This is a genomic window from Clostridium sp. D33t1_170424_F3, assembly GCF_015667585.1.
Taxonomy (GTDB): domain Bacteria; phylum Bacillota; class Clostridia; order Oscillospirales; family Acutalibacteraceae; genus Anaeromassilibacillus.
The window spans coordinates 164,262-185,924 of the sequence record NZ_JADPEG010000006.1 but is presented as its reverse complement, the minus strand read 5'-3'; the positions used below and the strand labels follow the sequence as shown (position 1 = coordinate 185,924).

Sequence of the window (21,663 nt, the reverse complement as noted above, 5' to 3'; positions counted from 1 at the left end):
AGTTGACCGACCGCGACTTTATTCTACCAGAAGGTTTTTTCACTATTTAATCTTTTTTACTCTCCCCGGCTTAGCCGGGGGTTGTCCTTTCGCTAAAGCTGATTAATGTAAAATGCCATTGACAGTTTGAAACTGCCAATGGCATTTTTGATATACAATATTTCTGCGATAAAACCGATTTTCAATTGGTTGACCAATATCTGGAGGCCAAGAAAATTAAAATTCACTTAGTAGCTTTCCGGCGATCTTCTCCCCCAGCAACGTACGGCCCAAATCGTTTGGATGCGTTCCATCCCCAATCGGAAAATACTGTCCCCGGTTGTATTTGTTGATTCCCAAAGTGTAATACAAATCCAGCGCCGGCGTTTTGTAATCCTTTGCCAATTGCAGGAGCACGTTTCCGTATTCGTAAAAATGCTTGTTTCCAAACATTTTTTCATCACTGTCTACCCGCTCATTATCCCAGTAGCGATAGATAGGAGTTAAAAGCAAAATACGCAGATGCGGATAGCGGCTCCAGAGCGTTTCCAGGCTATACCGGGCGGCGCCCAGGTAGGCTGTAACATCTTTGGGATCGTCCGCGTTATCCAACGGCATTCCTCCTTGAATATCGTTTGTCCCAAATAGAAGGGTGACATAGTCCACCTTTGTCCAATCTATAGACTTTAATGTTGCCACGCGATTGGCCGCATAATTTGTGGTGTGTCCCACCGCTGCTTCCTGTAATGTAAAATCCCCGGTAGCCACAGCATCCGCCAGCCGGTACATACTGAAGGCGTCATAATACTGGTCTGAATGCTGCGACATACGGCAGCCGCCCATACCTAGGTTATATACCTGCAGGCCGGTCAGCTTTGCGACTACAGAAGGATAGTCCACCGGCGGCTGAAAGTCTCCTGTGATACTGTCTCCAAAACAGGCCATCGTCCTGCTCTGCAGGCGGCTGACCGGAATCTCTATATTACCGCTTGCATCCGGCTCCTGGCCGTTGATTGTAAAAAGCTTGGACTTTGCTTCAGAATAGTACACGGAACAGGCTGGCGTCGATTCATAGTGCAATTTATCCGTATATTCCGGGAATTGTAACTCCCCCGTAAACGTGCCCGATTGATTAAATATGGGTGTATGCCCGCTTTCCGCATCGGCAGAGTTGATGTACAAATCCTTAAAGCGCACCTGGTAGCCAGATACTAATTCAGAAATTTCCTTACCTGCGTAATACTCTAAAAGTACGTCTGGCGTCGTCGCGACGAACTGCCAGGAATTCAGTCTGGCATGATCGACTTCCGTGGTACTGATGATCAAATCGCTCTTGGAGCCGTTGACAACACTGGCCAGCAAAAAACGTCCGAAATGCATTCCCGCGCCCGTTGAATCCGGTGTAAGCCCTGTTGTGTCAACATACAGCTTATAGGCCTTCCCCACTTCCAATCCAGTAAACTTCATAGAAAAGAAAATCTGGTACCAGCTACTGGGTGGATTGTCTCCGATGGTTACGGTGAATTTATAACACCCGTTCGTATGATCCTCCGTCATCCAGTGCAGCGTCCGGGCTGTACTGTCCATGTCTTTCACCGTATCAGAATAGATGCGGTAATCGCACGTCCCAGACGAGACCAGCCTGACGCTGCCAATCGAAGACCCGGACAACCGGCAAGGCGTCTGGCTGAAAAATGTCCAATCTGTACCGCCGCTTACAGGGATATTCACGGTCACCTCTTCTGAACCGTCGTATTCTCCATCCACCGCTCCGGTAAAAGTCAGCTTATTGGGACTTTTTAACGCCTGCGGCAAATTTGCCAGCGCATTGTAATCCATCTGCTTATCTCCGCTCGTTGTGCGGATTTTCGTAATATAATCGGTCATTTCCTAACTCCCTTATCAAAATAATAAGATTCCATCCTGGTTTATTTCAGGCGTTTTTTTCATAGTCAGTACACCGCTGTAATCCAGAGCCGGAGCGGCACGAAAAACCAGCGTTCCGTCTGCGTTTACTTCAGGAGCCTTGCCTAATCCGAGCAGTGACTCCACATATTCTTTTATTTCTTCTTTGCTCATTCCTGCTCCCGACGCGGCAATTCCCGTATCCTGCAATCCCTCAATCGAATCATTCCACGCGTACCAGTTGCCGTTTTCGCCAATCTTTGGAGAACATCGGGCTGCTTTTGCAGCGCGGTTCGCATCAGCTTCCACCGCGCTTTTCGCATTGATAATCCGCATTTCATAATCTGCAAACTCAGAGGGCAGCGGTGACGGCAGCACGTCCGGCGCGTTGATACTGCTCTTCACGCTAAGACCTAATTTCGCGGACTTTTTTATACGGCCATCCGACGCACTTGCCCGCAGCTGCGCAAGAATTGTTCCATTTTGCAAAAGGTATTCTTTTTTAACGGGAACAGATAAGAGTAAATTTCCGTTTACTACCGTTTTTTCAACCGCCCAGATGTTTCTTTTTTCGTTCTGTACGGTCTCCAAAACGATATTCCACATCCAATATTCCGTTCCAAGAACTTGAATCTGGAGCGTATGTACGATATTTTCTCCTACGTAGCCAAGTACGGTGTCTTCCCCTTTTGCTGAAAAAGTCCAGTTTTTATTTAAAATAATCACTTACACACCTCCTCCGCATGGACCTGATAGACAATTTCGTAAATATTCCCCCTTTCATACACAATCTTTCAATGGTATAAATTTACCTGTGCAGGCAAATTTATATAAACAAAATGCGGTTCCAGCCTATAGCTGGAACCGCATCTTTAAGTTTTTGCCGTATTCGAAAATCCTGTTAAAAACATTATACAAATGTTAAATCAGGAAACATCCATTATAAGTCGCTAATGGTTGTCAGTCGATCGTCACCGTGCAATGTTTCTGCGCGGTTTCGCCGGGCATGGTTGTGTACACGCCGGTGCTCTGGCCGGGTGCTCCGACTGCCCAAACCCGGTAGTAATACTCATTTCCAATTCTTGTTACGAACTGGGTCTTGAGCACATTGCCGTTGCCTACAGTAAAGTTTGGCGCCATGACACTGCCGTTAAGAACCGTCATCTTAAAGCAGTATGCACTGCCCCTCTTCAGGATGAAGTCGACAGTCGTATCGGAGCGGACGGATTTTTGTGCCACCGCATCGGTCATGACGGCTGCGGTTCCCGCACTGCCATAAGCATTGGAACTGCTGCCGGAGGAACCGCTGGCCGGCCTACTGGGCTTTGTGGGTTTAATGGGTTCTTCCGGCTTCTCCGCCGGAACCAGGCTGCTCCGGGCCTTCAATACGCTGGCAATCGCCGCCGTAATTTCTTCTGGCGTCGCATTCTCATCGTTGTACGTATCCCAAGCGTCGTCCAAAGAGGTGCGCAGAGCCGTATAGCTCTCCTGGGTATAGTCGTCCGGGTCGAGCGCTTCAGATTCATCAAGCAGGTCCTTCAGCGCTTCTTTGCTGGGTGTAAGGCGCAGATTTTCTATGGCTTCACGCAGCGATTCACTCGTTTTGTCGACTTGTTCCTGGGTCGCGTTTCCATCTTCCAAAAGGTCTTCCGCCTGCGGAAGCAGCTCGCGGAAACGATCTTTTTCCGGCCCGTCCATGTACTTATCCAAATCGATTTTCTGTGCTTCCTGCACAAGCAGCTTCAACGTTTCTGTATTCGCGCGATGCTCCAGACGCATGATCGCATCGTATAGGTTTTTGGCTGCTTTCTCGACCTCCGCTTTCAGCGTCTCACCCTCATCATTGTAGATTTCTTCCGCATAGGCGAGTGCTTCCGCATAGCCCTCCTGGCTGGCCGGGGTAAAGGCTTCCAGATCCAACATGGACGCATAATCAAGCCAGTATTCCAGTTTATCCTTGGTGCCTTCTTCGAAGGAGAGGTAATGCATCATGTTGAGCAGTTCTTTCCAGGCTTTGTTTACTTCGTCCTGTGTTGCCGCACTGTTCTCATAAACAGCCTGTGCGTTGTCGCGCGCGTCAATAAACTTTTTGCGAACGGACGGAACCAGCTTTTCAAGTTGTTCGTCTGTCACTTCGTCTGCTTTATCCAGCAGCGTTTCCAAAATGCCCTTATTAACGGTTGTAAACGCAAACCGCAGAGAAAGCTTATCTTTCGGCATGGTAAAGGTATAGGTAAAGCCATTTGCCTCAAACGGGATTTCCTCGCCGTTGAGCGTCGCGCCTGCAAACGGGCCGTCTACCGGAACAAAGGTCAGGCTGATTTCCTCGCCGCTCCGAACGGCTGCACCAAACAGGCCGTCTTTTTCAATGAGCATTTCGTATGTCCCTGTAACGGACAGTTCCGCGTTCTCGCTGTACTGTACTGTCAGAACCTGCTGATCGGATGTAATGCGAACCGTTTTTTCCGCGCGGACGGATGGGTCGGCTTTGCATAGGGCCACCACTGTGACATTGCCAGCACGCAGTGCTTTTAAGTTTCCGTTTTTATCAATGGACGCGGCGCCGGTCCCGTTTTCCACCAGATAAACAGGTGCGATTCCAACCGATATCCAGTCCATACCTGATATGCCGGGTGCCTCTACCTCAGCCGAAACCCGCATACTTTCACCGACCGGGAGCGTATCCCGTGGGATATTGAGCGTAACCGCGTCGATGGGATAATAAGTGACCGGTGCATCCTTTTCGATAAATTGGAAAACAGAGGCTTCTTCCGCGGGGAGCAGCGTTCCAACCGCTGAAATGCCTTTTGTACCGTCAGCGTTCAAAATGCGGTATCCATCTTTCTCTGCGGACAATTTCCACACCGCGCCCCGCACGCTCTGAACCAACGCCCCGTTTCTTGTGGTCAATGCGCGGCCTGAACCAGCGTTTATCAATTTAACGCCGCCACCCTGCTGGGATACAAGCTTCCAGATCTGATGCCTGCCATAATCCTCCCGCGCGGGAATGGTTACAATATCGCTGTTGGAATCCATCTTTTCTGCGCTGAGGTATTCGCCATTCGCTTTGTTTTGAAAAGCGACGTAGCCATTTTCTGTGACCAGGCGCTTCCACTTCTGTGTATCGTCTTCTGGATGTTTCACTGTGTTACAGACCTTGCCCTCTTCCGGATGGATCGTAAGAACCTTCTGGCTGACGCCGTCCCAATTATCGCCTTTCCACTCCTGATACGTCTCCAAATACACATAACCGCCGCCCGCGTTTGTCAGGCGCAGCTGTGAAAGCCCCGCCGGATCCAAGGACGCTCCTGCGCCCCAGCTCCACATTTCGCCGTAAGTATCCGACCAATTGTTGCCGCGGACAAACAGAGAGACTTTATTGGACGCATTCAGGTACCCCGCGGTTTTGCCGGGCGTCTTCCAGGAAGGCAGTTTGCCATCGTCAAAGACATAGGATGGGAATTCCGACCAGAGTGCGTTATCCGGTAGGGTAACTTCCATTTTTGCAGTAGAAACGGTTCCATCTTCCGCACGGTTCTGATCCTGTGCAGTCAGAGCATTTTCACCGTTTTGTACAACATAATATCCGTTCTTTACCTCAGAGAGAGAGAATATTGCTGTAATCGTTTCGTCCTCAGAAAGGGATAGGCATACATTCCCGTTCTCATCAAATTCCGGTGTTTTTCCGTTTACTTGGACATCTTTCCAGGCGACGCCGCATTTTAACAGGATGGTCTGATCGGTATTTGAGGTGATTTCTGCCCGGACCTCTCCATTGGTACGGCTCCATTCCAAGCGGTCTACCGTTGCCTGCGTTCTGGCATGCAGGCCGGTGATACTGCCCTCATCCCAATCCTCCGGGAGCGCAGGCAAAAGCTCGATTTCACCGTTGCGGTTCCCGTCGTTCTCCGTTTCAAATCCGTCTGTCGTGATACCGGTGCGGGAGAACAGCAGGCCTTCCTGCACGATGCCCACCATGCCGATCTGCGTATCTGTACAATAGGCGGAACTGCCGTTCACATTGTGCGCCGTGGTCATGGAACTGTGATAAATTTTTCCTGTCATGCCGGGCTTCAGGGAATCAATGATCCCCTGGCCGTTCTTCAGGCGGGCTTCGCCCAGGCCCTTGTGCATCCAGCCGTGGCTCTGCTGGGAATTCTGTCCGTCTCTCGCCTTATATGCCATCGTGAGGTCTGCACCCGCCTTGAGCTCCATATTGTCCTCTGTCTCATAGCCGGGCCACACCGGGTAAAGGTGGCTGAAATGGCGATGGCCGTAGTTCTCACGATCTTCGCATTCGTCAATGGACCACTCCATCAGGTCGCCCTGTTTCTGGTACTTGTAGGCAGGAAGCTTTGCCTTCAAATCCTGCCATTCTTTTACTTCGGAGGTATCCCCAATCACACCCGCCATTGCGATTGCCATATCCAGGCCGTCTCTTGCCGCCGCAATGTCCATGGTGGCGTTGATCTGCACGACATCCTCGTTTGGTTTTTTGGGATGGTTCTCTGGAGAGTATGTAGGCAGAAGCATGTAGCGTTCTCCTTCGGCCAGCTCCGTATGTTCCGGATCGTAGCTGGTTTTTCCCTGTGCATCCATATAATAGCGCGGGTCTACGAACTGCTCCCAGAAATGTGCATGCTTGCGCAGTAAAGGCCAGAGAATGTCCCCCTCCAGATTAAAGCCCTCCGCTTTGACCCGTTCTATGTCTGCTTTGTCCAGATCGAGGACTTCCGCCAGGGAATCGACGTCCACATCCTTGCCGACCGGGATGATCTCGTTGCCGTAGCACTGCCAGTACTCATAAATTGGCAGGAGCTGCCAGTCGGTGCCCGCGTTCCAGCTGAAAAAGGGATTTCCCGCATTAAAGTGATAAATAAAACCGTTTTCACCATCTGTACGGCCGGAAGCCATGATCGCGTCCTTCATGCCATAAATCTGCTCCGCATTATACTGGAAATCGTCCACAATGCGCAGCATAAAATCGATGTAGCCGCGGCCAAAGGTTTTCATGCTGCCAACGTTCGCAGCGGATACCTGCAGATTGACATTCGCGTCCGTCGTGTAATCCGCCTGCCAGTTCGGATTGAATACGCCGGTCCAAATACCGCCTAATCGGGTAGTGGAATAACCGGACGCGCAGATCGCCGCATAACGGCCCGCGTTGAATGCACGCTCGATCATCGCCGGATACAGAGACGATTTATTAGCCCGCTGTTTTTTCAGCAGCGCCTCATTTGGCAGCGCACGGTTCGCCTCGTCCCCGTTAAGGTCCAGTTTCACGCCGTTAAACAAAGGCTTATGGATCTCCGCGTGCGCAGCCAGCGCCTCATCGTAGGAGAAATCCACCGAAACATCCTCTTCCGTGTAGGTCTTTTCCACCTCTGCGACCTGTGTGCACAGCTCGTCCACAAGTTCGTAGGAATTCGCCTGCGTAAATTCCTCCATGCTGCCCAATGTGTCTATGCTGCGGTCCAACGCTGTAATCAAAATGACCTTTTCCGCGTCGGTGATCTGGATAGCCGCCTTTTCACCAACGTTTTTGTTGTCCGTCGATTCCAAAACCACCTTTTCTTTTGTACCATCAGTCAGCACGCGTGTAACGCCAGCATAGCCGCCCTCGTTCAAAAAGCTGTTTTCAAAAACCGGATAATGCACGATCTGCCCAATATAAGAAACATCTTCCGGGACCAGCACTTTATAGCGCACATTCGGGGTCGTGCCCGACTCACGCGGAATCGAGGAAATGTCATCAAGTGAGAGCGTCAGGTCAAGTTTCTCACCCTCTGAAGATTGGGTGTACTCCGTAATGATGACGTTATCCGCGCGGGATGCAAACGTCCGGCGCAGCCAAACACCCGATTCATCTTCAAAACCTACTCCGATTTCGGCCTTTTCATAATTGGTCCAGCGCTTATAATTCTGCGCTTCACCGCGTCCCTCCATCTCCACACGGAGCTGGTTACCCGGATGATAGGAATAATCATAGCCGCAGACCCATTTTTCATCCTCGCCAATCCCCCAGGACTCCTTTGCCTGGGCTTCAATCAGCTTCCAGGCCTTTCCTTCCGTTTCAGCGGCATATGGATCTTCCACCATGGCCTGGCGAACCTCGTCAAGCTTCTGATAAACTGCCGGTGTGTCCATCCGGTCGTTGTTTGGCATGTTAAATTTGGTGTTCTGAAAGATCATCACGTCGCTCAGGGGGTTGCAGGATTCCAATAGGGCGATTTCTCCGTTGCCGGTCACCATGCTTTCGCGCCAGCGAAGATGATCTTTTTGGTTGAGCGGCGTTTCCCCTTCGTAGTCCATCGCATCGTAGGTGACGGAAACCACGCCTGTTTCCCCCTGCAGGGGATCGTCCAGGAAGCGATACGCGGCAGCATGTGGTTCCTCCGGTTTTGCTGCGGCCATCGTCCCCGACGATGTGGTCAACAGCATGGAACAGGCTAATAGCAGGGAACAAAATTTTTTCATTGCCAATTTTTTCATCCTTTCTTCCGTATCGTTTGCGCTTTTGGTGTACTTCCGTAGCTTGGTTTAAAAGTCTTCCTCTCCCCTTCCCAAACCATCTTTGCCGTTGTCTTTCAATTGCAAGTATAGCAGAGCAAATTTGCCTGCAGAATGGAAAATTCGATCATAAACAGGCAAAATGCAACGCTGTTCCCATATAAAATCCGTTTATGTTTACAAATAATCAAATTTATGGATGAATCGACTCTCGGAATTCGTTTGGGGACATTCCATAGTATTTTTTAAAGCAATAGCTGAAATAATGCGGGTCCGCATAGCCGGTTTCCTCCGCGATTTCGTAGTTCTTTTTGCCGCTTGTCAGAATGAAATCCTTCGCCTTTTCCATGCGCATCTCTGTTAAATAATTAACAAATGTAGCGCCAATTTCCTTTTTAAACAATGCTCGAAAGTAGCTGGCACTCAGGTGAAGGATATCGCTCACAAAGTCCGCAGAAAGCTCCGGATCAGTCAGGTGTTCCTCAATGATCTGCCGGGCCTGATCCATCGCAGCGGAACAGCTCTTTTTGCGGCTGAGCTGAACGCTTTTCATCATACTCCGGCAGGTTTTACGGATCAGCTCCAGCATCTCAGGTGCAACTCGCATCGCAAAGACCTCTTTCAAGTCCGCTTCGGAAAGAATCTCGTCCGTGTTCAGACCAAGCGTGTCCGCCTCCCGCAACAGGCTTAAAAGGATGGAAAAGGTGCAAAATCTTTGCTGTACCGGCCCGGCGGGTTCCAGCAGCGCGCCGGACAATTCTCCAAGAAGCGTTTCTACCTGCCCGCTGTCCGCCAGCTTAATCGCGGCGACCAACCGGTCTTCCTCCGCTCTGCCGTAAACCTTCATATCCTGCCGCTTCGGCTCAATGTCCTGTATGGAAATCACGCGGTTCCTGCCGATGGATTCCCGATAGCCCAGCGCCGCGAGGCTGCCCTCATGAGACTGGCAGATCTCACTGCACCGGCGGCATGGCGCGCCTTTGCCAACGGTGACCGTAAAATGCAGGTGCTTCTCCACAACCGCGCGCAGTTCCTCCAGGCAGGAGGTAAACGCCCGGTCCAGATACGGCGCGCCGGAACGCCCGCATGCGATCAGCGTCACGTCCTTGCCGCCCAATACCGCCATGCCGACGCCGCGCGTCTCCATCAGCTCCTTTCCCATATTGTAGATCGCAAACAGCGCCATTTCCGGAGACTCCTGGGAGAAGCCGCAGTCCGGCGGCATCGGATCCGGCAAGATGACCGCCGCCTGAAAAACCGACGCATCCAGACAGCTCAACTCCAACATTTCAATCTTTTCTCTCGCCTCCTGGTCGGTAACAGTCCCGGAAAGAAGGCCGTTGAGAAACAGGCTTTGCACCACCGCACGGTTCTCCTGATAAAAAGCGGACAGGTATTTTAAGTTGCCGGCCCGCCGATATTCTTCGTCGATCTCCGCACGAATCTCACGCAGGATTTCCGTCAGGCTTTCCGCTGTAACGGGCTTCAGAATATATTTCATAACATGCAGGTCGATCGCCTGCCGTGCATAGTCGAAGTCATCATGGCCGGTCAGAAAGGCAATCTTTACCTGAGGAAACTCCTGCCGGATTTCCCGTGCGGCCTCGATTCCGTTAATAAACGGCATATTGATATCTGCTATCACTAAATCGGGCGGGTCTCTTTTGACCTGTTCTACCAACTCGTATCCGTTGGCGCAACAGCCTGCCAGCATAAACCCGCAAGTCTCCCACTGCAACAGACGGGCAACATTGTTGCGCACCAGCGCCTCATCGTCCGCAAAAATCAGTTTATACATACCGTGTCCCCTTCCGCGCGGCACATACGCACCGTTTGAAACCATTCATTGTCTTATTTATTTAGGATTTTCGTATAGACTCCTTGCCATATATGGAAACTAATTTGTCTTTTATTGTAATCTTCTGCTATTCCCTCTTAGTGCAATTGATGCATTACCAGATACTGCCAGGCCGCCGCAGGACGATCATCCTGCGGCAGTCGGCGGTATTAAAGAAAGAAGGATTTTGAGGGTTTTCTTCTTGTTATTGATTTAAAACAGCGTCGATTTCCGGCTCCTGATAGTTCTCAGAGGTCACCATTGTAACGCCCGTATCGACGTTCTTATCCCCAATGGTTTTCCCGTTGATCAGGTCCACCACCAGGCTGACGCCCTTGGAACCCATTGCGGAGGGCATCTGCACCGCCGTACCCTTGATCGTTCCGGCTGCAAGACCTGCCTTAATATCGTCGGAATTATCAAAACCCACAACTGCGACGCGATCGGTCAGGTTCTTTTCCGTTACGGCCTGCGCCACACCGACGGCGGACTGGTCATTTGCGCCCCAGATGCCCTTGAGGTCCGGATTGGCTGAGATAAAATCGGTCGCCTGATTAGCGGCTTTTGTCGGATCAGAATCACAATACTGCACGCCGACGATATTAATATCGGGATGATTGTTTTTGATCTCATCCGTAAAGCCCTTCTCACGATCCACAGCGGTCTGGGTGCCCGCGGCAAAGTTCACGATGGCAACGTCGCCGGAGCCGCCGATCAGTTCCGCCATCAGCTTTGCACATTCCGCGCCCGCCTGGACGTTGTTGGTTGCAAGGAACGCGTCGTACACATCTTCGGAGATACCGGAATCGATCATGACGACCGGGATGCCCGCGTCTTTCGCTTTTTTAACCGGCTCGATCAGGGCGTCCTTGTCGCAGGCGGCAAGAATGATCCCGTCATACTGGTCGCTAATGCAGGTTTCCACAATCTGTACCTGCTTGTCAATGTCCGCCTCAGTGGGCGGTCCAAGGTGCGTAACCTCCACATTGCCAAGCTTCTGCGCTTCCGCGTCGGCGCTCTTTTTGACCGTCTGCCAGTAGGTGGAATCCACCATTTTGGTTACAAGCGCGATTTTGAGCGTGTCTCCTCCGCCAGCGCTGCCGGAGGGGGCGCCGCCCGCCGGCGCGGCAGGGGTATCGGTGGAACAGCCCACAAACAGAGCTGCGGAAAGCGCCAGGGTTAAAAACATACGGATGATCTTTTTCATTTTTTGTTCCTCCTGATAATTAATATTATGATTAAAGATTGTTCTGCTTTTTACGGCGCAGGGTATCGTACCATACGCCGACGATGATGATGCCGCCGATAATGACCATCTGGACAAACGCGTCCACCTTGACAAGATTCAGGCCATTGCGCAGCACGCCCATGACCGCCGCGCCGATGACCGTGCCGAGGATGCCGCCTTCGCCGCCCATGACGGAGGTGCCGCCGATAACCGCCGCCGCGATGCCCTCCAGCTCGTAGCCCTGGCCCGCGTTGGACTGTGCGGAAGCCAGGCGCGCCGCCAGCAGGATCCCCGCCATGGCGGAGGTCGCACCGCAGAGCACGTAGGCCATCAGCTTTGTACGGAATACATCGATGCCGGAGAGGCGGGCCGCGTCTTCATTGGAACCGATTGCGTAAAGCCTGCGGCCAAAGGCCGTTTTTGCCAAAACGATTCCCAGTACCACGGCCAGAATCAGCATCAATACCGCCGGAAACGGGATGCTTCCAAACAGGGTACCGCCGCCGATAAATTTAAAGGAGGATACCAGCTCCTTATCCGCCAAGCTCTGTACGGAAACGGGCTTGCCCTGCCCCACCAGTTGCGTCAGCCCACGGAATGCAAACTGCGTGCCCAGTGTGGCAATGAAAGGTGTAACATTCATTTTTGTCACTACCAGGCCGTTGATCAGGCCCGCCAGCGCACCGGCGCCGATGCCCAGAAGGATCGCGACCGGCAGGCTCCAGCCCATGGTCAGGCACTTTGCGCAGATGATACCGCCGAAGCCCACAACCGAGCCCGCGGAGAGGTCCGTACCGCCGGTAATCAGCACAAAGGTCAGACCAAAGCCCAGAATCGCATAGGGCGTAATCTGCAGTACAACTGTCAGCAGGTTGTTTACCGCCACAAACTTTCCCTGCGACAGAACGCCGAAAAGAAGGATCAACAGGATCAGCACACCGAACGCCATAAACTTCTGGATAAACTCGCCCAGCTCTGTTTTAGAAACCGGTTTCAGTTTTTGCGCTTCTTTTGTCCCGGCGGCGCGCGGTGCCGCTTTTTCTCTGATACTCAATGTTACGCACCCTTTCTTATATCACTGTCGTTTTCCCTGATGCCCGCGGCCAGCCGCAGGATTTTCTCCTGTGTCGCCTCTTCGCGGTCCAGTTCGCCGGTAATCCGGCCCTCGTGCATCACCAGCACGCGGTCGCTCATACCCAGCACCTCCGGCAGCTCAGAAGAAATCATGATAATTGCGACGCCGTTGTCGCTGAGCCGGTTCATCAGCTCGTAGACCTCGTATTTGGCGCCCACGTCGATGCCGCGCGTCGGCTCGTCAAAGATCAGCACCTTGATGTCGTTACACAGCCACTTAGCCAGGACGATCTTCTGCTGGTTGCCGCCGGAGAGATTCTGCACGGTCTGCTTCATGCTGGGCGTTTTGATGCGCAGACTTTCAATGTACTGCCGTGCGTTGTCCCGCGCCTGCACGTCGTTGATCAGGCCCGCGCGGCAAAGCTCCGGAATATGGGCCAGATTAATGTTGCGCTCCACGGTCATGTTCAGCGCCAGGCCGTCGCGTTTGCGGTCCTCCGTGATATAACCGACGCCATTCCTGATCGCCGCCTGGATGCTGTGCACGGGGACCTGCTTGCCGTCGATGAAGATTTCTTTGCTTTCCGTGCGGTCCGCGCCGAAGATCGCCCGTGCCAGTTCTGTGCGCCCCGCGCCCATCAGACCCGCCAGACCGACGATTTCGCCTGCCCGCACCTGAATTTCCCTGACGTTTACCTTGCTGTTTTTGATATTGCGCGCCTCGAACCGCACCGGGCCAAGTTTCCGCTCATAGGCGGGAAACTTCGCCGTCAGCTCGCGACCCACCATCATCTGAACCAGCTCGTCGATGGTCACGTCCGCATAGTCCCGGGTGCCGATGTACTGGCCGTCCCGGATAACGGAAACGCGGTCCGTAATGCGCGCCAGCTCTTCCAGCCGGTGTGAGATGTAGAACATGCCCACGCCCTTTTCTTTCAGCTTGTGAATGATGGCAAACAGCCGGTCGATTTCCGATTCCGTCAGCGCGGCGGTCGGCTCGTCGAGCACCAGAATTTTGGAGTGGAAGGAGATGGCTTTGGCGATCTCCACCATCTGCTGTTCCGCCACGCTCAGGCTGCGCACCAGCGCTTTGGGGCTGATGTGCAGCCCCAGGTCTTCCAGGATCGCCTGTGTCTCCTGGTACATCTTCCGGTCGTCTACAAAGGGGCCGCGTTTTGCCTGCCGGTCCAGCCAGATATTATCCGCTACGGAAAGCTGGGAGCAGAGGTTGAATTCCTGAAAGATGATGCTGATCCCCAGCTCCTGCGCCTTTTTTGTGTTTTCAATGGTCACCCGTTCCTCACCGATGAAAATTTCCCCTTCTTCGGCATGGTACACGCCGGAGAGCACCTTCATCAGCGTGGATTTCCCCGCGCCATTTTCGCCACAGAGCGCATGCACCTCGCCTTCGTTCAAGGTCAGGCTGACATCGCTCAAGGCCTTTACACCGGGGAACGATTTGGAGATGTGCTCCATTCGCAATAGTTCCGCCATTTCGTTTTTCCCGCCTTTCGTGGAGCGTTCCAGAGGAAGCCCCGCATGGATCGTTGATTGGATCAAAGAGAACCGTTTCGTTTTTACAGGTTTATCTTACCAGCCAAAAAGACGAAACAGAATGGAAAAAACGACTGCAATTGGTCAAAAAACGACGGTCGCCAGATGGCGGCCGCCGTTCAAAAACATATGAAAAAACAGAAACTGCCCTCTATCTCATCTGAGATAGAGGGCAGTTTTTATGAAAGGGAAGGGAAAACGGCTTCCGTTTCGGAGGTGGACGGACCGGTAAAAGGGAAAATCAACTGCTGGTGTTCCCGCGAAAACAGGTTGTCCCGGTCCACCACCGTCACATCCGTATAGACGCTCTTTTCATATGGCTTCCCGGTCAGAATCTGGTATGCGGTCTCCACACTGTAATACCCCATCATGTAGGGATTCTGGAGGACCGCCACGTCAAGGATTCCCTTTTCCACATAGGCCGCTTCCTCGACCATGCAGTCGATCCCGCCGAGAAAGATGTCCGCGCGGTCCGCCTGATCCAGTGCGCGCGCCGCGCCCGTGGCAGATTGGGCGTTCAGGCCCGCTATGGCGGCGACGTCGGGGAACGTTTCCAGAATCTGCCTTGTCTGCGCCGCCGCGGTGTCCACATTGGAATCGCAGTAGAGCACGGTCTCCACCGTAAAACCGGACTGCTTCTCCATGTAGTCACGAAACCCCTTCTCACGCTCGATGCCGGGCGAGGCATTCTGTACAAACCCGATGACGCCGATTTTTCCGCCTTCCGGCAGTCTTGCCGCCATCTCCTCCGCGAGGATACGGCCCGCCTCGTAGTTGTCCGTGGAAACCGACGCCTTCCATTGATCGCTGTTGACAAACGAATCAATCAGTACCACGGGAATGCCCGCGCCGGTAACGTGTTCCATCGGTTCCGCCATCAAGCTGAAATCACCGGCAGCGAGGATCACCGCGTCAGGCCCACGCTCCACCGCACCCTCGATAAACGCACGCTGATCCCGATAGTCCTTCTCCTCTTTCGGACCCATAAAGTTGACCCTGACCCGGTAGGTGCCTGCCGCGGCCTGCGCCCCGGCATACACGCTCTGCCAGTACTCCGATTCTGTGGATTTGATGATGAGGTCCACCTCGTATTCCGCGGGCCGCGCGCTGCAGGCACAAAGCAACAGCAAAAGAACCGCGGCCAGCAAAGCGGCCCGTAACAGCCGGTTCTTCATTTTTGCGTCACCATCCCTTCCTCATCCCCCGTAAGCGGCAGCCAGACCCGCACCGTTGTCCCTTCGTCCAGCTCGCTTTCGTATTGCAAGCCGTATTCCTTGCCAAACAGAAGCTGAATGCGGTCGTTGACATTCTTGACGCCAATGCCCGATTTACTCTGAACCTTGGATTCTAAAATACGCGCCAGCCTGTCCGGCGGAATGCCAAAACCGTTGTCGCTTACGACGAACAAGAGCTTCCCATCCCGTATTTCGGCGGATACCCGTATCTCTCCCGGGTACGGCAGATTGGAAACGCCGTGCAGGATGGCGTTTTCCACCAGGGGCTGCAATACGATTTTAAGCGTTTTGCACTTTCTCACCTCCGGCGGTGCGTCAAGTGTATAGGTAAACTGGTCGCTGTACCGCATTTTCTGAATAATCAGGTAGTTTTCCGCATGACGCAGCTCCTCTTCCACTGTGATGGTATCGTGTCCGCCGGACAGAGACAGGCGGAAGAACTGCGCGAGCGCGGAGATCATCTTTACGACATTGGCGTTGTCTCCGCTCTCCGCCATCCAAACGATGGAATCCAGTGTGTTATATAAAAAGTGCGGGTTGATCTGGGCGTGCAGCGTTTTCATCTCGCTCTTGCGCAGCCGCTGCTGCTCTTCCACCACCTGCACCATCAGGTGCCGGATGCGGTAAATCATGTTGTTAAAGGAACGCGACAGCTCCTGCACCTCGTATACGCCGTGCTCCGTGGAAAAGGCGTCAAGGGAACCGTCCTCCACCTTTCCCATCACGCGAATTAAACGGCGGATTGGATTGGTTGTAAAGTAGGATACAACAACAGACAGCACCAGTACGATAAGGGCCGCCGCCACTGCGATCATTGTGATCAGGTTTGGCAGCTCCGTCCCGTAGTAAAACAGTCCCTGCAGGGGGCTGACGCCCACGATTCGCCAGTTGGTACCGGACAGCCTGCGGACGCTGACAGAAAACCGCCTGTTCCCCAAATCTATGATGGTATCGCCCGGCCCGATCGACGCGGCGCGCTCCACCGCCTCGTCCGCGATGCCATAGTAAATCATCTGCTGGTTGGGATGATAGATCAGCTCCCCGTTCTCATCCAGGATGAACAGGTAACCGCCCTGTCCCAACCGGTTGGAGCAGAGCTGCTGGATGCTCTGAAAATTCATGTCTACAAGGATGATGCCCATCTGTGTGCGCCCGTCTTCCCGCCAGTTGACCCCTTTGCTCAGGGAGAGCACCCAGGGGTATTCCCCTCCGTACAAACGCTGCACATGGGGCGCGGAAATGTAGTAATTCTTACTGCCGGGCGGCACGCTGCGGAACCACTGCTCTTCCTTGATCTGTGCGTAGGATTTGATCGGCCGCGCGTCCGTCTTCAGCAGCAGCTCGCCTTCCCGGTCAAATACCGCGATGGTGTCGATGTCCCTGCGCAGAACAAAGCGCGGCGCTTCCTCCCGGATTCCCCCATCCTGCAGCATCGCCGCCACGGAATCGGATACCTCCACCATCTCGCTCAAATAGCCGTCGATGTTCTGCCGCAGGTTGTCCACAATCTGTGCGTTGGTCATGCGGATGGTCTCATCCGTCGCGGCGTCAAACCGGTTTTTCATGAGCAGGGTAATGACCAGTACCGCCATGACTGCGATCACGGTCGTACTCACTGCAATCACCATCAGCAGGCTGTTCCACTTCATGTTCCGCGCGAGCGCCTGCTGAAAACGTCTCCATTTTTGCCGCATGCTTCTCCCCCCTTCAAGCATTTTCCACATTGTATCATAAAGCCTTTGGCGGGGAAAGAGCGGTTCCGATAGTCAGGAGGATTTCGCCGGTTTTCCGTCGGATATTCCCTTCTTTTCTTTCTCTGCATTCCTTATCCTTGAAGCAAAGAGGAGCGTTTCGTTTTTATGACCACAGAAACAAGGAGGTCTTTTTATGCCTTTGGTAACCACCGAAGAAATGCTGCTGGACGCGCAAAAGGGCGGCTACGCCGTGGGCGCGTTCAACGCGGAAAATATGGAGATGGTACAGGCCATCACGGAGGCCGCGGATGAGCTCTGCGCGCCGGTTATTATTCAAACCACCCCCGGCACCGTGCGGTATGCCGGTCTGGACTATTATCTGGCGAACACTGCCGCCGCTGCGGAGCGGATTCCCGTGCCCGTTGCCATGCACCTGGACCACGGGAACAGCTTTTCCCTCGCCGTGCAGGCGCTGCGCGCCGGTTATACGTCCATTATGATCGACGGCTCCAGAAAACCGCTGAAGGAAAACATTGCCTTAACCAAAGCGGTCGTGGACGCCTGCCGCCCGAACGGCATCCCCGTGGAAGGCGAGCTGGGACAGGTTGGCGGCAAGGAGGATGATCTGGAGGGCGAAAGCGCAGGCTACACAGACCCGGAAGAAGCCGTCCGCTTTGAGCGGGAAACCGGCGTCTCCTCGCTCGCTGTGGGGGTCGGCACCGCACACGGCGTATACACCTCGACGCCCGTTTTAAACGTAGGATTAATCGGCGTGTTAAAAGCGCGCCTGACCGTGCCGATGGTTCTGCATGGCGCGTCCGGCCTCAGCGACGAGGCAATTCAATCCTGCATCCGGGCGGGCATTTGTAAAGTAAACTTTGCGACGGAGCTGCGCGTCGCTTACACCCACACAATCCGATCCTACCTGAGTCAAAACCCCGGCGCCATCGACCCCAAACAGTATTGCGCGGCGGGCCGGGAAGCGGTCAAAACGCTCGTGAAGGAACGCATCCTGGTCTGCGGCTGTGCTGGACGCGCCAAATAAAAGGAGTGGACGATATGATTACCACCATAACGCTCAACGCGGCAATCGATAAACTGTACCGCTTGGAAACGTTCCAGCCGGGCAAAGTCAACCGCGTCGCTTCCTGCGCCGCCACGGCGGGCGGCAAAGGACTGAACGTATCCCGCGCCGCCGCATTTCTGGGGGAACCTGTCCTGGCGACCGGCTTTTGCGGCGGACACAGCGGCGCATATTTAAAAGAACTTCTATCGCAGGACCAGATTCCCAGCAGCTTTGTTCCCATCGAGGGGGAAACGCGCACCTGTATCAATCTCATCGACAGGACCGGGGCCAGCACGGAACTGCTGGAACCCGGCGCACCGGTGGGCGAAGACGATCTGCAGCGGTTTACCGTTCATTTCGACGAACTGCTGCAGAAAACGCAGCTCGCTGTTTTTTCCGGCAGTTTGCCTTGCGGCTGTCCCGAAGATTTCTATGCCTGGCTGATCCAATGCGCGCACAACCGGGGCGTACGAACGATTCTGGACGCCAGCGGCAAAGCGCTCGCAAGAGGGATCGAAGCAAACCCCTACCTGATCAAGCCAAATCTTGACGAATTGGAGGCGCTCACCGGTACGCCGATTCATTCCAAAAAAGACGCAGCGCGCGAAGCGGTAAAGCTTCACGAGAGCGGCGTTGCCTGCGTCGTTATCTCTCTGGGGAAAGAAGGCGCGCTGCTGGCCTGTGAGGAAGGCGTATTCGAGGGAACCCCGCCGGATGTTCCAGTGAAAAATACGGTCGGCTGCGGAGACAGCATGGTCGCGGCGTTCGCGGTGGCCATCGCACGGAATTACAGCGCGGAAGCCGCCCTGCATCTTGCGCTGAGCGTCTCCTCCGCCAATGCCATGTGCGAAAAGACCGGATTTTTCCATCTGGACGATCTCGCGGCGATTTTATGCAAGGGGCAGGTGAACCGTCTTGGGTAACGCACAAAGCGATCTGCTGCTCGCAATTGACGTTGGGACCTCCGCATGCAAGATTGCGGTGTTCACTCCGGAGGGGCAGGTCCTCTCCTCCAGCACGCGGGAATATGAGGTGCTTTATCCCGCTCCCGGCTGGGCGGAACAGAACCCGGACATATGGTGGAGGGAAATCTGCATCGGCGTCCGAGACTGTCTGGAGCAGGGGAAGCTTTCTCCCGGCCGTATCGCGGGCATTGGAATAGACGGCCAGAGCTGGTCCTGCATTCCGGTGGACCGAGAGGGCAACGTTCTGCACAACACCCCCATCTGGATGGATACCCGCGCACAGGCAATCTGTGACGAATTGACACAGACAGACCGGGAAGCGCTTTTTGCGGTCAGTGGAAACCCTTTTCAACCCTCCTATACCACACCCAAAATCCTCTGGTTCCAGCGGAATGCGCCGGAGCTTTATCAAAAAACGCACTGCTTCTTGCAGAGCAACGGTTATGTTGCATACCGCCTGACCGGACGACTGTCACAGGATTTCTGCCAGAGCTACGGCTTGCATGTATTCGACGTTGGAGCAGGCGCCTACAGCAAAGAAGCCGCTGCACGGCTGAAAATCGACCTTAACCGCCTGCCGCCGCTGTTCCCCTGCCATGCCGTGGTGGGGACCGTGACGGAAGCCGCCGCCCGGCAGACGGGGCTGCTCTCCGGTACGCCCGTTGTGGCGGGCGGGCTGGACGCCGCGTGCGGGGCGCTCGGGGCGGGCGTCCTCCAACCGGGCCAGACGCAGGAACAGGGCGGACAGGCGGGCGGCATGAGCATTTGTCTGGACAAGCCGGTTTCTCATCCCTCGCTGATACTGAGTCCGCACGTCGTCCCCGGACATTGGCTGCTGCAGGGCGGCACGGTGGGCGGCGGCGCAAGCCTCCGCTGGCTCGCGCGGGAACTGGGAGAAACGGAACGCCTTCTCGCAGAAAAAGAGGGCGGAACCGTTTTCGCCCTTCTGGACCGGCTCGCGGAATCCATTTCGCCCGGCGCAGACGGCGTACTCTTTCTCCCCTATCTCTCCGGGGAACGCTCCCCCATCTGGGACCCGCACGCGTCCGGCGTCTTCTTCGGCCTCAGCTTTCAAACGACGCGGGCGCATCTGTTCCGCGCGCTGCTGGAAGGCGCGGCCTTCTCTCTGCTGCACAACCTGCGCACGGCAGAGGAAGTGAACGTGCAGACCGAAACCCTGTACGCGATGGGCGGCGCGGCAAACAGCCGTCTCTGGACGCAGATCAAGGCCGACGTAACCGGCAAAAAAATCTGTGTGCCTGCCTCAGACACTGCAACCGTTTTAGGGGCGGCGATTCTGGCCGGCGTGGGCGTAGGCCTCTACCCCGGCTTTGCGGAGGCGGTCCGCGCCACAGTCCAAATTCAGCGGGAGCATATTCCCAATCCGGAGAACCGCGCCGTCTATCGGGCGCTGTATCCCCTTTACCTGGAACTGTACGAACGCTTAAAACCAACGATGGAAAAGGCCGCCGCGCTGCAAAACGCGCAGGCGGGCCGGAAAAACAGAAAGGTGGTCCTATGATGAAAGCAGCGGTATTGCACGGGGTCAAAGACCTGCGGTACGAAGAAATTGAGACGCCAAGGGCAGGCCCCGGCGAGGTGGTGATCCGCGTCAAAGCCGCGGGGATCTGCGGGTCCGACATTCCCAGAGTCAACGGTCCTGCGGCGCATTTCTACCCTATTGTACTGGGGCATGAGTTCTCCGGCACTGTGGAAGAAACCGGAGAAGGCGTTTCCGCTGTCTCGCCGGGCGACTGTGTCACCGCGGCCCCGCTTATTCCCTGTATGGCCTGCCCCGACTGTCAGAAAGGCCGCTATGCCCTCTGTAAGCAATACACATTCACCGGTTCCAGTGCGTTTGGCAGCTTTGCCGATTTCGTCAAAGTCCCGGCGCGGAATGTGGTCAAATTCAGCCGGGACGTTGATTTTGTCCAAGGGGCCTTTTTTGAGCCTGCCACAGTGGGGCTGCATGGCCTGAACTGCGCCCATTACCACGGCGGAGAGGATGTGGCAATCCTGGGCGGCGGCACGGTGGGATTGTTTACCATGCAGTGGGCAAAGCTGCTGGGCGCGCGCCACACCGTGGTATTTGACATCAGCAACGAACGTCTGGAGCTGGCAAAGCGTCTGGGGGCGGATGAGGTTATAAACACCACCGACCTGGGCTTTCTGGACCGCGCGATGGCGGTAACCGAAAACCGGGGCTACGGTTTTGTATTTGAAACCGCCGGACAGAACGCAACCATGCGCATGGCTTTTTCCCTCGCAGCCAACCAGGCAGGCGTCTGCTTTATAGGCACCTCCAGCCGCGACCTGCAATTCCCATGGAAAGAATTCGAACTGATGAACCGCAGGGAATTTCACCTCACCGGCTCCTGGATGAGCTACTCCGCCCCCTTTCCTGGAAATGAATGGACTATGACGGCGGACTATTTCAGCAGCGGGAAACTGCGCTTCGACCCTGCGCTGGTATATAAAACCTTCCCCATGCGGGACACGGCGGAGGCATTCCGCCTCTTTGAAACACCGGGCGCGGTCAAGGGAAAGATCATGCTGGTCAACCCGGATTAAATCCATATTACTTTACATACAAAGGAGAATTGCTATGTCAAAACC

The 21,663-nt window shown here is 54.5% G+C and carries 13 protein-coding genes; 4 read left to right on the top strand and 9 right to left on the bottom strand.

Annotation, left to right across the window (positions count from 1 at the left end; all coding sequences use genetic code 11):
* Window positions 1-216 precede the first annotated feature (216 nt).
* The 9 genes from I4V53_RS05965 to I4V53_RS05925 all read right to left on the bottom strand — a co-directional run bounded on the left by I4V53_RS05965 (window position 217) and on the right by I4V53_RS05925 (window position 17,016).
* Window positions 217-1,866, bottom strand: coding sequence for an SGNH/GDSL hydrolase family protein (locus I4V53_RS05965; protein WP_195984511.1), 1,650 nt, complete (start codon window positions 1,864-1,866; stop codon window positions 217-219).
* A 15-nt stretch (window positions 1,867-1,881) separates the two neighbouring features.
* Window positions 1,882-2,610 (bottom strand): hypothetical protein, encoded by a 729-nt coding sequence (locus I4V53_RS05960; RefSeq protein WP_195984509.1) that lies wholly within the window; start codon window positions 2,608-2,610, stop codon window positions 1,882-1,884.
* A gap of 234 nt (window positions 2,611-2,844) precedes the next feature.
* Window positions 2,845-8,361 carry a glycosyl hydrolase family 95 catalytic domain-containing protein gene (locus I4V53_RS05955; protein ID WP_195984507.1) on the bottom strand — a complete coding sequence of 1,839 codons (5,517 nt, stop codon included), beginning with the start codon at window positions 8,359-8,361 and terminating at the stop codon, window positions 2,845-2,847.
* 226 nt (window positions 8,362-8,587) lie between these two features.
* Entirely contained in the window at window positions 8,588-10,192 is a 1,605-nt protein-coding gene (locus I4V53_RS05950) for a response regulator (RefSeq protein WP_195984505.1), read from the bottom strand.
* Between the two features lie 244 nt (window positions 10,193-10,436).
* Window positions 10,437-11,438 (bottom strand): ABC transporter substrate-binding protein, encoded by a 1,002-nt coding sequence (locus I4V53_RS05945; RefSeq protein WP_195984503.1) that lies wholly within the window; start codon window positions 11,436-11,438, stop codon window positions 10,437-10,439.
* Between the two features lie 31 nt (window positions 11,439-11,469).
* The gene (locus I4V53_RS05940) at window positions 11,470-12,513 is read right to left on the bottom strand and encodes an ABC transporter permease (protein ID WP_207747847.1); all 1,044 of its coding nucleotides are present in this window, start codon (window positions 12,511-12,513) and stop codon (window positions 11,470-11,472) included.
* Between the two features lie 2 nt (window positions 12,514-12,515).
* On the bottom strand, window positions 12,516-14,027 hold the full coding sequence (locus tag I4V53_RS05935) for a sugar ABC transporter ATP-binding protein (RefSeq protein ID WP_195984500.1): 1,512 nt from the start codon (window positions 14,025-14,027) through the stop codon (window positions 12,516-12,518).
* A gap of 239 nt (window positions 14,028-14,266) precedes the next feature.
* Window positions 14,267-15,262, bottom strand: coding sequence for a substrate-binding domain-containing protein (locus I4V53_RS05930; RefSeq protein WP_195984498.1), 996 nt, complete (start codon window positions 15,260-15,262; stop codon window positions 14,267-14,269).
* Entirely contained in the window at window positions 15,259-17,016 is a 1,758-nt protein-coding gene (locus I4V53_RS05925) for a cache domain-containing sensor histidine kinase (protein ID WP_195984496.1), read from the bottom strand. The genes I4V53_RS05930 and I4V53_RS05925 overlap by 4 nt, the downstream gene beginning before the upstream one ends.
* A 193-nt stretch (window positions 17,017-17,209) precedes the next feature.
* On the opposite strand from I4V53_RS05925, the gene I4V53_RS05920 reads away from it, so the two are divergent.
* From I4V53_RS05920 to I4V53_RS05905, 4 genes are read left to right on the top strand one after another with little or no spacing between them, the layout of a single operon-like run.
* Window positions 17,210-18,061: a class II fructose-bisphosphate aldolase gene (locus I4V53_RS05920; protein ID WP_195984494.1), complete on the top strand. Its 852-nt coding sequence runs from the start codon at window positions 17,210-17,212 to the stop codon at window positions 18,059-18,061.
* A 14-nt stretch (window positions 18,062-18,075) separates the two neighbouring features.
* A complete protein-coding gene (gene pfkB / locus I4V53_RS05915; RefSeq protein ID WP_195984492.1) occupies window positions 18,076-19,005 on the top strand; it encodes a 1-phosphofructokinase in 930 nt (309 codons plus the stop codon).
* Window positions 18,998-20,569, top strand: a complete 1,572-nt coding sequence (locus I4V53_RS05910; protein ID WP_195984490.1) for a xylulokinase — start codon at window positions 18,998-19,000, stop codon at window positions 20,567-20,569. The genes pfkB and I4V53_RS05910 overlap by 8 nt, the downstream gene beginning before the upstream one ends.
* Window positions 20,569-21,618: a galactitol-1-phosphate 5-dehydrogenase gene (locus I4V53_RS05905; protein ID WP_195984488.1), complete on the top strand. Its 1,050-nt coding sequence runs from the start codon at window positions 20,569-20,571 to the stop codon at window positions 21,616-21,618. Before I4V53_RS05910 ends, I4V53_RS05905 begins: the two co-directional genes overlap by 1 nt.
* Window positions 21,619-21,663 lie beyond the last annotated feature (45 nt).

Coding starts and splice junctions, on each gene's coding strand:
- pfkB (WP_195984492.1), top strand. CDS start 18,076: ATGATTACCACCATAACGCTCAACGCGGCAATCGATAAACTGTACCGC.
- I4V53_RS05935 (WP_195984500.1), bottom strand. CDS start 14,027: ATGGCGGAACTATTGCGAATGGAGCACATCTCCAAATCGTTCCCCGGT.
- I4V53_RS05950 (WP_195984505.1), bottom strand. CDS start 10,192: ATGTATAAACTGATTTTTGCGGACGATGAGGCGCTGGTGCGCAACAAT.
- I4V53_RS05955 (WP_195984507.1), bottom strand. CDS start 8,361: ATGAAAAAATTTTGTTCCCTGCTATTAGCCTGTTCCATGCTGTTGACC.
- I4V53_RS05920 (WP_195984494.1), top strand. CDS start 17,210: ATGCCTTTGGTAACCACCGAAGAAATGCTGCTGGACGCGCAAAAGGGC.
- I4V53_RS05930 (WP_195984498.1), bottom strand. CDS start 15,262: ATGAAGAACCGGCTGTTACGGGCCGCTTTGCTGGCCGCGGTTCTTTTG.
- I4V53_RS05925 (WP_195984496.1), bottom strand. CDS start 17,016: ATGCGGCAAAAATGGAGACGTTTTCAGCAGGCGCTCGCGCGGAACATG.
- I4V53_RS05905 (WP_195984488.1), top strand. CDS start 20,569: ATGAAAGCAGCGGTATTGCACGGGGTCAAAGACCTGCGGTACGAAGAA.
- I4V53_RS05945 (WP_195984503.1), bottom strand. CDS start 11,438: ATGAAAAAGATCATCCGTATGTTTTTAACCCTGGCGCTTTCCGCAGCT.
- I4V53_RS05965 (WP_195984511.1), bottom strand. CDS start 1,866: ATGACCGATTATATTACGAAAATCCGCACAACGAGCGGAGATAAGCAG.